This window comes from Pseudomonas sp. MDT1-16 (assembly GCF_054898115.1).
On record NZ_CM142717.1, the window covers coordinates 399,516 to 412,897 of the forward strand.

Annotated in this window: 14 protein-coding genes and 3 pseudogenes; 14 read left to right on the plus strand and 3 right to left on the minus strand. The window is 59.3% G+C overall.

The window, feature by feature from the left end; translation table 11 throughout:
* Positions 1-186 precede the first annotated feature (186 nt).
* The 5 genes and pseudogenes from ACYZT3_RS01765 (at position 187) to ACYZT3_RS01785 (ending at position 4,095) form a co-directional block, all read left to right on the plus strand.
* Positions 187-1,182, plus strand: a complete 996-nt coding sequence (locus ACYZT3_RS01765; protein WP_462030744.1) for an IS110 family RNA-guided transposase — start codon at positions 187-189, stop codon at positions 1,180-1,182.
* A gap of 291 nt (positions 1,183-1,473) precedes the next feature.
* Positions 1,474-2,113: pseudogene (locus tag ACYZT3_RS01770) on the plus strand (TauD/TfdA dioxygenase family protein); the annotation flags it as partial.
* Positions 2,091-2,768 (plus strand): annotated as a pseudogene (locus ACYZT3_RS01775) (ABC transporter substrate-binding protein); the annotation flags it as partial. The pseudogenes ACYZT3_RS01770 and ACYZT3_RS01775, both read left to right, overlap by 23 nt.
* A 208-nt stretch (positions 2,769-2,976) precedes the next feature.
* A pseudogene (locus ACYZT3_RS01780) lies at positions 2,977-3,177 on the plus strand (ABC transporter ATP-binding protein); the annotation flags it as partial.
* 42 nt (positions 3,178-3,219) lie between these two features.
* Positions 3,220-4,095 carry an ABC transporter permease gene (locus ACYZT3_RS01785; protein WP_462032328.1) on the plus strand — a complete coding sequence of 292 codons (876 nt, stop codon included), beginning with the start codon at positions 3,220-3,222 and terminating at the stop codon, positions 4,093-4,095.
* A gap of 109 nt (positions 4,096-4,204) precedes the next feature.
* Here the strand turns inward: ACYZT3_RS01785 and ACYZT3_RS01790 are convergent, their stop codons facing one another.
* The 3 genes from ACYZT3_RS01790 to ACYZT3_RS01800 form a co-directional block, all read right to left on the minus strand.
* The gene (locus ACYZT3_RS01790) at positions 4,205-4,588 is read right to left on the minus strand and encodes a DUF6124 family protein (RefSeq protein WP_462031371.1); all 384 of its coding nucleotides are present in this window, start codon (positions 4,586-4,588) and stop codon (positions 4,205-4,207) included.
* A gap of 358 nt (positions 4,589-4,946) precedes the next feature.
* Positions 4,947-5,705, minus strand: a complete 759-nt coding sequence (locus ACYZT3_RS01795) for a slipin family protein (RefSeq protein ID WP_282383248.1) — start codon at positions 5,703-5,705, stop codon at positions 4,947-4,949.
* 2 nt (positions 5,706-5,707) lie between these two features.
* Entirely contained in the window at positions 5,708-6,238 is a 531-nt protein-coding gene (locus ACYZT3_RS01800; protein ID WP_462031372.1) for an NfeD family protein, read from the minus strand.
* A 198-nt stretch (positions 6,239-6,436) separates the two neighbouring features.
* Between ACYZT3_RS01800 and ACYZT3_RS01805 the strand changes: the two genes are divergently transcribed.
* The 9 genes from ACYZT3_RS01805 (at position 6,437) to ACYZT3_RS01845 (ending at position 13,372) form a co-directional block, all read left to right on the plus strand.
* Positions 6,437-6,898: an aminoacyl-tRNA deacylase gene (locus tag ACYZT3_RS01805; protein ID WP_462031373.1), complete on the plus strand. Its 462-nt coding sequence runs from the start codon at positions 6,437-6,439 to the stop codon at positions 6,896-6,898.
* A gap of 139 nt (positions 6,899-7,037) precedes the next feature.
* Positions 7,038-7,283 (plus strand): DUF2789 domain-containing protein, encoded by a 246-nt coding sequence (locus ACYZT3_RS01810; RefSeq protein ID WP_282383253.1) that lies wholly within the window; start codon positions 7,038-7,040, stop codon positions 7,281-7,283.
* 144 nt (positions 7,284-7,427) lie between these two features.
* The gene (locus ACYZT3_RS01815) at positions 7,428-7,673 is read left to right on the plus strand and encodes a type II toxin-antitoxin system Phd/YefM family antitoxin (protein WP_462031374.1); all 246 of its coding nucleotides are present in this window, start codon (positions 7,428-7,430) and stop codon (positions 7,671-7,673) included.
* Complete coding sequence (locus ACYZT3_RS01820; protein WP_462031375.1) at positions 7,663-7,944, plus strand: type II toxin-antitoxin system RelE family toxin; 282 nt, start codon at positions 7,663-7,665, stop codon at positions 7,942-7,944. Before ACYZT3_RS01815 ends, ACYZT3_RS01820 begins: the two co-directional genes overlap by 11 nt.
* Positions 7,945-8,339: 395 nt before the next feature.
* Positions 8,340-8,768 carry a MarR family winged helix-turn-helix transcriptional regulator gene (locus ACYZT3_RS01825; RefSeq protein ID WP_282383258.1) on the plus strand — a complete coding sequence of 143 codons (429 nt, stop codon included), beginning with the start codon at positions 8,340-8,342 and terminating at the stop codon, positions 8,766-8,768.
* Positions 8,765-10,837 carry an FUSC family protein gene (locus ACYZT3_RS01830; RefSeq protein ID WP_462031376.1) on the plus strand — a complete coding sequence of 691 codons (2,073 nt, stop codon included), beginning with the start codon at positions 8,765-8,767 and terminating at the stop codon, positions 10,835-10,837. Before ACYZT3_RS01825 ends, ACYZT3_RS01830 begins: the two co-directional genes overlap by 4 nt.
* Entirely contained in the window at positions 10,834-11,043 is a 210-nt protein-coding gene (locus tag ACYZT3_RS01835) for a DUF1656 domain-containing protein (protein WP_033058629.1), read from the plus strand. Before ACYZT3_RS01830 ends, ACYZT3_RS01835 begins: the two co-directional genes overlap by 4 nt.
* The gene (locus ACYZT3_RS01840) at positions 11,040-11,927 is read left to right on the plus strand and encodes an efflux RND transporter periplasmic adaptor subunit (RefSeq protein WP_462031377.1); all 888 of its coding nucleotides are present in this window, start codon (positions 11,040-11,042) and stop codon (positions 11,925-11,927) included. The genes ACYZT3_RS01835 and ACYZT3_RS01840 overlap by 4 nt, the downstream gene beginning before the upstream one ends.
* The gene (locus ACYZT3_RS01845; RefSeq protein ID WP_282383270.1) at positions 11,924-13,372 is read left to right on the plus strand and encodes an efflux transporter outer membrane subunit; all 1,449 of its coding nucleotides are present in this window, start codon (positions 11,924-11,926) and stop codon (positions 13,370-13,372) included. Before ACYZT3_RS01840 ends, ACYZT3_RS01845 begins: the two co-directional genes overlap by 4 nt.
* Positions 13,373-13,382: the final 10 nt, after the last annotated feature.

Genomic DNA, 13,382 nt, shown 5'->3' on the forward strand with positions numbered 1-13,382 from the left:
ATCGCTCCTGAAGGCAGGATTTGCTCCTGACCTTGTCTGTAGAGAGGCCCCCCCGCCTCATTGCCCACCACGAAGAGTATCGAGAAGCCGACAAGTCGGACTTCGCATTACAAGGTTGCAGTGGCATGAAGTTCGAGGTCGGGGGAACCGGAAGCAATCTTACCTAAAGTCAGGGAAGTGAAAAGCATGAATACTCATGTCGGCATAGACATTGGTGCCAAAACGTCTGCCATGGGATGGCGGCAGAACGGCAAAACAGTCGGCCAGTGGGACATTCAGCACACGCCCAAGGGTCGTAAGGCCGCGGTGAATAAGATGATGGGCCTCAAACCGCTGAGCGTGGTCATGGAGGCCACCGGTATTTACTACCTGGATCTTGCGTTGGAGTTGCATGCCGCGGGCTTACCGGTCTCGGTGATCAACCCAAAAAGCTTCCACAACTTTGCCAAGTTGATGTTGCAAAACAGCAAGACTGACCAGATCGATGCGCAGTTGCTGGCTGAATATGGCGAGCGCATGGCACCCAGGCTTTGGGTCCCGCCTACGGCGGATCAAATGATGCTGCGTGCGATTGGCCGTCATATCAATCGACTGATTGGCCATCGGACCAGAGCCAAGAATGAGCTGCATGCGCTACAAGCGACAGATACGAGTATTGAGTTGCTAATCGCAGATGAGAAAGACGCGATTGCTGCATTGGATATACGCGTTGACCGTTTGAAAAAGGCTGCGCGCGACGCCATCGCCAAGTGCCCGAACCTGACCTTGCAGTTTCGCTGCATGATGGCGGCACCCGGCGTGGGAGAGGCTTCAGCGATTGCTGCACTGGCTGAGTTGACGACGCTACCTGTAACGCTCAAATCGGCACAGGTGAGCCGTTATGCGGGGCTGGACGTGAGATTGACCCAGTCAGGAACAAGTGTGAACCGCCCTGGCCGAATGTCGAAATGTGGCAACGCCTACTTACGCGCAGCGATGTTCATGCCGGCAATGACGGCAATCCGTTGCGATGAGAACGTGAAAGCCTTCTACGAAGCTCTGGTGGCCCGGGGCAAGAAGAAAATGCAGGCCATTGGAGCGGTGATGCGCAAGTACCTGACGGGTTTATGGGCTTGCATGCGCTCCGGCGAAGAATTTGATACGGCCAAGCTTTTTAGCGAAAAACATCTCGCGAAAGCTTGACCGTGAACAGAGTATCTACAGGATTTGTATCGTTCACATATTTGGCATACGACACAAACCTCTGTAGGAGCGAGGCTTGCCCGCGAAAGCGTCCTCAAGAACGGCGCATTCCAAAAGCCATATCGTTATTCGCTAACGGTATTTAAATTTCAGTTCTTATATCTATAAAGTCATCCTCCTGCGTACCTGCCGACCAATCGGCGCGCCGCACGACACGAACCAACACGGGACCTCCGTGAGTTTCTTGATCGACGCGCGCGCCCTTGAGCGTGCCGTGCGTGGGAGTGATTTATGTCTGCAGCAACGGCTTCCCCAAGCGCCGCGAACATCGCCGCAAACCTTCGACATCCGCCCGTTCAGTGGCGCCGTCGGTGCCGAAATCATCGGCCTCGACCTGTCCCGCCCGATCAATGATCCGGACTTCGCCCGCATCCACCGCGCGCACCTGGATCATCACGTCGTGGTGTTCCGCGACCAACGCATTACCCCCGAGCAGCACATCGCCTTCAGCCGCCGTTTCGGCGTGTTGCAGATCCATGTGCTCAAGCAATTCCTGCTGGCCGGGCATCCGGAAATTCTCATCGTTTCCAACATCATCGAAAACGGCCAATCCATCGGCCTCGGTGACGCCGGCAAGTTCTGGCATTCCGACCTTTCCTATAAAGAGCTGCCAAGCCTGGGCTCGATGCTGCACGCCCAAGAGCTGCCGTCCGAAGGCGGCGACACGCTCTTCGCCGATATGCACAAAGCCTGGGACAACCTGCCCGAAGCGCTGCGCAAAGCCGTCGAAGGCCGATCGGCGGCGCACGCTTACACCGCGCGCTACAGCGAGAGCAAATTCGAAGGCAACTGGCGCCCGACGCTGACACCGGAACAGCTGGCGCAGGTCGCTGAAGTGGTCCACCCGATTGCTCAACGTCGTGCGCGATCAGAACTTGATCGAGAAGTACGGCAAGCAGGAAGGCATCGACATCAAGGTCGACTGGACCCAGCTCTCCAGCGGTGCCGCTGTCAACGATGCGCTGCTCTCCGGTTCCATCGACTTTGCCGGTGCCGGCGTCGGTCCGCTGCTGACCATCTGGGACCGCACCCACGGCAAGCAGAACGTCAAAGCCGTGGCTTCCCTCGGCAACTTCCCTTACTACCTGGTGAGCAACAATCCCAAGGTCAAAACCATCGCCGATTTCACCGAGAAGGACCGCATCGCGGTGCCGGCGGTCGGCGTGTCGGTGCAGTCGCGCATCCTGCAATACGCGGCCGCCAAGCAGTGGGGCGACAAGGAATTCAATCGCCTCGACAAGTACACCGTCGCCGTTCCGCACCCCGACGCCACGGCGGCTTTGATTGCCGGCGGCACCGAGTTGACCGGACACTTTTCCAACCCGCCGTACCAGGATCAAGAGCTGGCCAACCCTAACGTCCACGTTGTGCTGAATTCCAATGACGTACTCGGCCCGAACTCGCCGACGGTGCTGTTCGCCACCGAGAAATTCCGCGACGAAACCCCGAAAACCTATAAAGCGTCTGTCCAAGCACTGACGGAAGCCGCCGAGTTTGCTCAGAACGATAAGGGCGCGGCGGCTGACCGCCAAACCGCTGCAAGGGAGCTGACCGAGATGAACGCCCCTTTGCAAGGCCACACGGTCAGCAAACCGATCGCGGCAGCCCAAGCGCTGCTGTCGGTCGACAACGTCAGCCTCGAATACCGCACGCCTCAGCGGGTGGTTCGGGCTGCCGTGTGAGGGCGAGATTCATCTTCAGGGGCAAACCGTTAATGCCCCGGGGCCGGACCGGATCGTGGTGTTCCAGGAATTCGACCAGTTGCCGCCGTGGAAAACCGTCAAACAGAACGTGATGTTTCCGCTGCTGGCGTCCAGGACGCTCAAGCGCAAAGAGGCCGAGGAGCGAGCGCTGCACCATCTGGACAAGGTCGGTCTGGCGGCGGTTGCCGATGCTTATCCGCATACTCTGTCTGGAGGAATGAAGGCGCGTATAGCGATCGCCCGGGCGTTGGCGATGCAGCCGAAAATCCTCTTGATGGACGAACCCTTCGCCGCCCTCGATGCGCTGACCCGCCGCAAGATGCAGGAAGAATTGCTGCTAAGCGTGCCGCTGGAACGTGAGCTGCCACTGGGTCAGCGCCTCTGGCAACAGGGCTGGGTGCGCAAAAGCCTGATCCTGATTTTGCTCGCGGTGCTCTGGGAAGTGGTTGCCCGTGTTCAGAACAACGACCTGTTGCTGCCAAGTTTTCTGCAAACCGGCAGCGCGCTGTATGACGGTCTGCTCAGTGGCGAGTTGCTGGGCAAGGTGTGGATTTCGCTGGTGGTGTTGCTCAAGGGTTACCTGATCGGCATCGTGCTGGCATTGGCCCTGACCACCCTGGCGGTGTCGACGCAGTTCGGTCGCGATCTGCTGAGTACGTTGACCTCGATGTTCAACCCGCTGCCGGCGATTGCGCTGTTGCCGCTGGCGCTGTTGTGGTTCGGCCTGGGGCAGAACAGCCTGATTTTCGTGTTGGTGCATTCGGTGCTTTGGGCATTGGCGTTGAACACCTATGCCGGGTTTCTCGGTGTTTCGGAAACCCTGCGCATGGCCGGGCGCAATTACGGTTTGAAAGGCATGCGTTTCGTGCTGTTCATCCTGATTCCGGCAGCACTGCCATCGATTCTCGCCGGACTCAAAATTGGCTGGGCCTTTGCCTGGCGCACGCTGATCGCCGCCGAACTGGTGTTCGGCGCCACCAGCGGCAAGGGTGGCTTGGGCTGGTACATCTTCCAGAACCGTAATGAGCTGTACACCGACAAAGTGTTTGCCGGGTTGGCGGTCGTGATCCTGATCGGCTTGCTGGTGGAAAATCTGGTGTTCGACACCTTGGAGCGGGTGACGGTGAAGCGTTGGGGGATGCAACGCTAAGTGCTGCGGCGTCTGGTCAGACCCCATCGTCGTATCGCCGCCCGGAGCAAGCTCGTTCCGGGCGGCGATACGACAATGGCGGCGGTCAATTCACCACAAATCTCCCCGGCTAAACCTTGACCCGAGCCTGCATGATCTCTGACTCCTCCCAATGATCCAGCGCTCGCTCTACGAGCAACTGCACGCCATCGGCCATGCGGCTGAGCGCCAGGGCTACCGAGCGCCGTGTCCCGTCCACATCGTCCGCCAGATTGGCAGCGATGGCGCTGATGGACAGCAGGTCTTCGGAGGCGTTGGCCAGAAGGGTTTCGGTGTTGACATCGGGGGCGACGGTGAAGAGGTTGCCTTTGCGGTGCTTGGGCGGTTTTTCGATGGTCGGGGGGAAGTAGTGGGCGAAGGCGCGGTCGGCGGCTTCTTTGAGTTTTTCGGCTTCGAGAGAATCTTCGGAATCGGTTCCAGAGTTCTCTGGAGGATTCGGCGTTGGTTTGAACATGGTCTGACCTCATTTTTTAAAAAAGGCGCTGACCCGGTTCGCTTGCACGCGAAGTTAGGGTGGCAGCTATGTGCGGGGTGCAAGACCGAGTAAACCGCCAGACCAAAAAACCTCGGCAGACCCGAAGGTCTCCCGCACATAGCCGCCATAAAGCGAATACAGCGAGCACAAAGTGCCCGACGAATGCCTACGCGAAATTGGTCAACGTTTTACCCGGACTTGCACGTCCGTGTCACCGTTTATTCAGTGACAAAGCCAGACTAGACCTGGGTTCGAACCGGAACAAGTTCACCAACACCACTACAACTTGAAGGAAATCTCCGACGGGATTACCGGACGTTGGTGTCTGTGGTGAAGGTCACTCTTTGGACGACAAATCCGCCATCCCCTTGAGCAACTCGATCGGCAGCGGAAAGACGATCGTCGACGTCTTGTCCCCGGCAATCGAACTCAACGTCTGCATATACCGCAACTGCATGGCCCCAGGCTGGCGCCCGAGCATTTCAGCGGCCTGCATGAGTTTTTCCGAGGCCTGCAATTCACCTTCGGCGTGGATCACCTTGGCCCGACGTTCCCGCTCGGCTTCGGCCTGTCTGGCGATGGCGCGGACCATTGATTCGTTGAGGTCCACATGCTTGATCTCGACGTTGGCGACCTTGATGCCCCAGGCATCGGTCTGGGCATCGAGCACTTGCTGAATGTCGGTGTTCAACCGCTCACGCTCGGCGAGCAGTTCATCGAGCTCATGTTTACCGAGCACCGCCCGCAAGGTGGTTTGGGCCAATTGGCTGGTGGCCATGAGAAAGTCTTCGACCTGGATGATGGCCTTCTGCGGATCGAGGACGCGGAAATACAGCACCGCGTTGACCTTGACCGAGACGTTGTCGCGGGTGATCACGTCTTGTGGCGGCACGTCGAGGACCACGGTGCGCAAGTCGACGCGAACCATTTGCTGCACCACCGGAATCAGCAGGATCAGGCCAGGGCCTTTGACCTGCCAGAAGCGCCCGAGCTGGAAGACTACCCCGCGCTCGTATTCGCGCAGGATGCGGAAGGTCGACCCCGCCAGTGCAATCACCAGTAACAGCAGCGCGGCAAAACCCAGTTGCAGGCCCATGGTTATTCTCCACCCGGCGCCGCGTCAGCCGCGGCCACTTCCAGCAATAATCCCTTGCGTGCCACCACCCGAACCCTTTGCCCGGGTTGCAGCGGCGTGGCGCTGAGTACTTGCCACTTTTCTCCTTGCAGGTGCACCCAACCGTTGTAGGCGTTGCCGGCCAGCGACATCACCGGGGCCACGCTACCCACCAGTCCTGCATCGCCACTGACGTTTTCGCGCGGTCGGGTTTTCAGAGCGTGGATCAGCAGGAAGATCAGCAACAGCGCACTGATCAGTCCCATGCCGATTATCAACGGAACAGGGACCTCGGTGTTGGTCAGAATCACCGCACCGATCACGAACATCACAATGCCGCCCAGACCGATCACGCCGTAATTGGGCAAGGCCGCCTCGGCGATCAGAAACGCGATGCCGAACGTGATCAGCCAGATCCCGATGGGGTTGGGCACCAGCAGGACGACGGTGTCCGCTGCGAATACCGATCCGCTCAAAGCCAACAGCAGCGCAACTGCACAATACCGAGTGTTCACGTGACCCTCCGGGAGAGTCATTGATGGTTCTTTATACAGTCTAGTCGAGCTCTAGGTTGTACGAATTTTGATCAGTTGTTGACGTTGTTCCGGCGGGCAGATTTCCCGCGAGATTGCGCCAGCGGGCCTAGACTTTTAGTGGAGAGAAAAAGTTTAACCATCGTCCGCGAACAGTGGTTGCGGACACCGAGGTGCATCATGCGTATGGCAAGAACTGTGCAGGACAGTCTGAACAAGGCTCAATGCGAATTTGACGTCGTCACCCATCCGCACTCGGCCAGCAGCCTTGAAACGGCGCGGGTCGCGGGCATTCCTGCCGAACGGGTGGCCAAATCGGTGATCCTCGACGACCACCACGGCCATTATCTAATGGCCGTGCTGCCGGCGAGCCGTCACCTGGACCTGAGTAAAGTACGCGGCAGCGGCGAATGGCAGATCACCCGGGAAAGCACCCTGGCGCATCTGTTCACCGACTGCGAACGCGGCGCGGTGCCGGCGTTGGGCGAATCCTATGGCATGGACATGGTCATCGACCCACTGCTGACCCGGCAAAAAGACATCTACCTGGAGGCTGGTAACCACAACAACCTGGTGCACATGAGCATGCCGGAATTCCTGAAAATGGTGCCGCATGCTGAGGTGTGTGAATTGAGTCAATGAGTTTTGTAGCGTCAGTTACACCGCTATCGCGGGCAAGCCACGCTCCCACAGGGTTCTCGCAGTTCCTGTGGGAGCGTGGCTTGCCCGCGATTGACTGCAAAGCAGTCACCAATCACTTGCCATAAAAAAGGAGCCCGACATGGAATCCCCAACCCACAGCCTCCCATCCCTATTCAAACAACTCGGCCTGCCCGATGATGCCCAAAGCATCGACCAATTCATCGCTACCCATTCACCGCTCAAACCTGAATTGCATTTGGCTGATGCGTTTTTCTGGACTAAGAGTCAGGCGGCATTTTTGCGGGACGAGATTCTGGATGACGCGGATTGGGCGGAGGTGGTGGATCAGTTGGATGTGCTGTTGAGGAAGGGGCGTGGGGTGTAAAAAAATCTGAGAGAAAATGGCGAAATGTAAAAAAACTGGTGAGTGGTAAAAAAATCTGGGGGGAAATCCAATTTTAGGGTTTTTTCCAGGTTGCTCATAAAGCATGAATAGACCAGAATCATGACCTGAATTGAGGTCTTAATTATGCAAAATGTTCTGGCCGACATGGCTGTCAGTGTGTCTGAGTTGAAGAAAAATCCATCAGCGGTTTTGAGTGGCTCCCATGGTGGGGCCGTCGCAGTGCTGAATCACAATCGAGTTATGGGCTACATGGTCCCGGCCGATGTTTTCGAGTCCATGATGGAACGCCTCGATGATCTTGAATTGGCAGAAATTGTTCGCTCTCGCAAGCATGAAACACCGGTCCCGGTAAATCTGGATGACCTATAAGCTCGAATTCCTGCCGTCCGCACGCAAGGAGTGGGACAAACTGGGTCATACATTGCGAGAGCAATTCAAAAAGAAACTGGCAGAGCGACTCGAGCTCCCTCGAGTGCCATCAGATTCACTGCATGGAATGCCTGATTGCTACAAAATCAAGTTGCGCTCATCGGGGTACAGGTTGGTGTACGAAGTTATTGATGAACGTGTAGTCGTTTCGGTGGTGGCAGTGGGTAGGCGTGAACGCAGCGCTGTTTACGACCGAGCCAAGAAACGTTAATAGCTTTCCGATCTTTCTATTCCGCCGCCTGCGCCCGCCTGGCGGCAAATTCTGTTTCGATCTCTTCATTGCTGAAGTATTGGCCTTGACGCTGTGATAGCCGTGCCGCGTCCACTTTCCTTTGCAGGAAACCGCGGTATTGTTTTGAGTCTGCAGAATCCAAGGTATTTTCAGATTCTGATGCAGGAGGTTTAGTCACTGGTTAAGTCTCGGTCCGGTCGCAAAGCGTTACGCAGTTTCGAATGCTACGGCGATTCCTGCCGAAGCTAGTCATGGGTCATGCCCACCAATTTGTTTCAAAACTTGACCAACTTTCCCCTCCAATGCCATATTGATAGTTAGCAAACTAACAGTGTGTGTTTCCCCTCGTGCCGAAGAACCTCGACGCTCTCCAGATGACCATCAGCAGCTCCATGGTGGTGGCCGCCAGGCATTGGCGGAAGATCTGCCAGACCACGCTGGTCAACTATGGAATCTCCGAAGCCTGCGCCGTCCCGTTGTTGATGATCGGGCGCTTGGGCGAGGGTGTGCGGCAGGTGACGGTGGCGCAGGCGGCCGGGATGGAGAGCCCGTCCCTGGTGCGCCTGCTGGATCAACTCTGTCATGCCGGCTACGTCTGCCGCACCGAAGACGCCCATGACCGGCGCGCCAAATGCCTGAGCCTGACCGAGACGGGCCGGGAGTTGGTGCAAGCCGTCGAAATCGAGCTGGTGCGCCTGCGCCATGAAGTGCTCGAAGGGATTGATCAGAGTGATCTGGAAGCGGCGTTGCGGGTACTGAGAGCGTTTGAATCGGCCAATCATCTGCCGGTGATCACCCCTTGAACGGATTTTTTACCGGCATGCCCCCGGCGCGGGACTGGTTCTACGGTGTACGGACGTTCGCGGCATCGATGATTGCGCTGTACATCGCCATGCTCATGCAAATGCCCCGTCCTTATTGGGCGATGGCTACGGTCTACATCGTTTCCAGTCCGTTTGTCGGCCCTACCAGTTCCAAGGCGTTGTACCGCGCGGTCGGCACCTTTCTCGGCGCCGCTGCGGCGGTTTTTTTCGTGCCGCTGTTTGTCCAGAGTCCCTATGTGCTGGTGGTGGTCATTGCGCTGTGGACCGGGATTCTGCTTTTTCTGTCGCTGCACCTGCGCACCGCCAACAGTTACGCCCTGATGCTCGCCGGTTACACCTTACCGCTGATCGCCCTGCCCGTAGTGGATAACCCGTTGGCGGTGTGGGACGTGGCCGAAGCGCGGACTGAAGAAATCTTCCTCGGCATCGCCGTGGCGGCGGTGGTCGGCGCCATGTTCTGGCCCCGCCGGCTGGCGCCGGTGTTCAACGATTCAGTGAACAAATGGTTCGCCGATGCCTCGACCTACAGCCTGCGTTTCCTCAGCCGCAACGTGCAGCCGGACGAAGTCAGCGCGTTGCGCTCCTCGATGGTTGCGACCTTCAACACGCTGGAATTGATGATCGGTCAGTTGCCCCACGAAGGCGCGCGCCCGCAAACGGTGCGCAACACTAAGGAACTGCGCGGTCGCATGATTCACCTGCTGCCAGTGATCGACGCCCTGGACGACGCGCTTTATGCCCTTGAGCGGCGCACGCCCGAGCTTGTGGATAAGTTCGCGCCGTTGCTGGCCGCGACCACCGAATGGCTCGGCCACAAAGACGCCGACCTGGACCGCTGGCAAACGCTGAAAGACCAGCTCGAGGCCCTGCAACCCAGTGCCGAGGCGCTGAATGATCGCAAGCAATTGCTGTTTTCCAACGCCCTGTATCGCCTCGGCGAGTGGATTGATGTGTGGCAGGACTGTCGCAGCCTGCAATACGCCATCCAGTGCGAAAGCCAGGACAGCTGGCGCGCGGTCTATCGGCACTGGCGGCTCGGTCGGCTGTCGCCGTTTCTCGACCGTGGGCTGATGCTCTATTCGGCGGCGTCCACGGTCACCGCCATCATCGTCGCTTCGGTGCTGTGGATTCTGCTCGGCTGGACCGACGGTGGCGCCGCAGTGATTCTGGCGGCGGTGGCGTGCAGCTTTTTCGCGTCGATGGACGACCCGGCACCGCAGATCTTCCGATTCTTTTTCTGGACGGCGATGTCGGTGTTGTTCGCCAGCCTCTATCTGTTTTTGGTCCTGCCCAACCTGCATGACTTCCCGATGCTGGTGCTGGCGTTTGCCGTGCCGTTCATTTGCATCGGCACCCTGACGGTGAAACCGCAGTTTTATCTGGGCATGCTGCTCACCCTCGTCAACACCTCGTCCTTCATCAGCATTCAGGGCGCCTACGACGCCGATTTCCTCAGCTTCGCCAACTCCAACCTGGCCGGTCCCGTGGGCTTGTTGTTCGCCTTCGTCTGGACCCTGATCGCCCGGCCGTTCGGCGCCGAACTGGCGACCAAGCGTCTGACCCGTTTCAGCTGGCGCGACATTGTCAGCCTGACCGAACCGGCCACGTTGTCTGAGCACCGGCACTTGGGCGTGCAGATGCTCGATCGCCTGATGCAGCATCTACCGCGCCTGGCCATGACTGGCCAGGACACCGGCATCGCCCTGCGGGAAGTGCGCGTGGCGCTGAATCTGCTGGATTTGCTCGCCTATACACCGCGAGTCCTCGGCGTACCGCAAGCGCTGCTGCACCAAGTGGTGGCCGAGGTCGGCGAGTATTTCAAAGCCTGCCTCAAGGCTGGCGAACGTTTGCCGGCACCGAGTCCGTTGCTGATGACCCTGGACCGCACCCGTCGCGCCCTCAACACGGAGTGCGATGAGGGCGCCCGTGTGCATTTGCTGCACGCCTTGAGCGGCCTGCGCTTGTCGCTGCTGCCAGGGGTGGAGTTTGTCGGCAACGGCGAGCTCGAAGAACCGCTTCCCCATGGCATCGATGGAGCGCCTTTATGATCGGTGATCTGGATATCAGCGGGGTGTTTCTGCCCACGCTGCTGGTGCTGATGGGCATTACGTACGTGTTGTTCCTGCTGGTGCACGGGTTGCTGACGCGTCTGCACTTTTACCGTCTGGTCTGGCACCGGGCATTGTTTAACGTGGCTCTCTACGCCGTGCTGCTCGGCGCCGTGGACTCACTCAGTCGATACCTGATGACATGAAAAAACCTTTTTTGACCCTCGGTCGCGTGGTCCTGACCCTGCTGATCGTGACCTTTGCCGTTGTCGTGGTTTGGCGCATGGTGATGTATTACATGTTCGCGCCCTGGACCCGGGACGGCCACATTCGTGCCGACATCGTGCAGATCGCACCGGACGTGTCCGGGTTGATCCAGCGCGTCGACGTGCGTGACAACCAACGGGTGAAACGTGGCCAGGTGCTGTTCAGCATTGATCAGGACCGTTTCAACCTAGCCCTGCGACAGGCCAAGGCAGCGGCCGCCGACCGTCAGGAAACCCTGGCTCAGGCGCAACGCGAAGCCAAGCGTAACCGTGGCCTCGGCAATCTGGTGCCGGGCGAGCAACTGGAAGAAAGCCAGTCCCGGGTGGCCCGTGCCGAAGTGGCGTTGATGGAAGCTCAGGTGGCCGTGGACAGCGCTCAGCTCAACCTCGACCGCTCGACCATCCGCAGCCCGGTGGATGGCTACGTCAACGACCGGGCACCGCGAACTCAGGAATTTGTCACGGCCGGGCGGCCGGTGTTGTCGGTGGTGGACAGCCATTCGTTCCATATCGACGGTTATTTCGAGGAAACCAAACTGGACGGCATTCATGTCGGCCAGAGCGTCGATATTCGGGTCATCGGCGACCGAGCTCGCCTGCGCGGGCATGTGGAAAGCATCGTCGCCGGCATTGAAGACCGCGACCGCAGCAGCGGCAGTAACCTGCTGCCCAACGTCAACCCGGCGTTCAGTTGGGTGCGGCTGGCACAGCGGATTCCGGTGCGGATCGCTTTCGATGACGTGCCGACGGATTTCCGCATGATCGCCGGGCGTACCGCCACGGTGTCGATCATTGACGATCAAACCCAGGAGCCGGTGAAATGAGCAGGGCCTCGGGTTTGGCTATCGCCGGATTAGGCCTGTTGTTGTCAGCCTGCCAAGTGGTCGGGCCGGACTATCAATTGCCGGACGAGGCCGCCGTACACCGTGAAGACTTGCAGGGCGACTTGGCGGTGAACGGCAAAAATGTCGTCTCGGCACCGGTGCCCAGCGATTGGTGGCGCTTGTATCAGGACCCGCGCCTCGATCAATTGGTCCAGCAGGCCATGGCCTCCAACACTGATTTGCGCGTGGCGGCGGCGAACCTTTCCCGGGCCCGCGCGCAGGTCGATGAGGCTCAAGCTGCCGGTGGCTGGAGCGGCGGCGTGAAGATCGGCGCCCAGCGTTTGCAGGAGTCCGGTGAAGCGTTCTTGCTACCGGAGAAAGTGCCAGTGGCCAACGTCGGCGACATTGGCATTACCACCTCGTATCAGTTCGACCTGTTTGGCACGTTGCAACGCGGCATCGAGGCGGCCAAGGCCAATGCCGACGCGACTCAAGCCGCGGCGGATACCGCGCGGATTACCCTGGTGGCCGATGTGGTTCGGGCGTATACCCAAGTCTGCGCGGCCAACGAAGAGCAGGTAATTGCCCAGCATTCCCTCGACTTGCAAGCCCAGGGCACCACGCTGATCCAGCGCTTGCGCGACGCCGGGCGTGGCGATGAAACCCAGGTCACCCGCTCACAAACCCAATTCAAATCCTTGCGCGCCGACATGCCGCGTTATGAGGCGGCGCGTCAGGCCGGTTTGTTCCGGTTGTCGATGCTGCTGGCCAAGCCGCTGGATCAACTGCCGGCCGGCACCGACAGCTGCGCCGAACTGCCAAAAATTGCGCAATTGTTGCCGGTGGGTGACGGCGCGACGTTGCTCAAGCGTCGCCCCGATGTGCGGCAGGCCGAGCGACGACTGGCTGCCGCGACCGCCGGCATCGGCATCGCCACCGGCGAGTTGTACCCGGACATCAGCATCGGCGCGACCGTTGGTACCGTCGGTATCCTGGAAAGCCTCGGCAAGCCAGCAACCAATCGCTGGGGCTTCGGGCCGTTGCTGACCTGGACCGTGCCGTCCAACGGCTCCCGCGCACGAATTCGCGAGGCCGAAGCCGCCACCCAAGGCGCGCTGGCACATTTCGATGGCGTGGTGCTCAACGCCATCCGCGAAACCCAGACGGGGCTGGCCCAGTACTCCGCATTGTTGCAACGTCGCGATGCCCTGGCCGATGCCGACCAATCGGCGCAACTGGCGGCAGACCAGACCCACCGCTTCTTCCAGGCCGGTCGCGCATCGTTCCTGGCGGACCTGCAAGCGACCCGCACCTACACCGATGTGCGGGCGCAACTGGCCTCGGCCAACACGCAAGTTGCCATGAGCCAGATCGATTTGTTCCTGGCATTGGGCGGCGGGTGGGAAAGCGGACGAACGCAAGCGTCACAGCCCGGCAAACCCTGAGGCCGTTGCT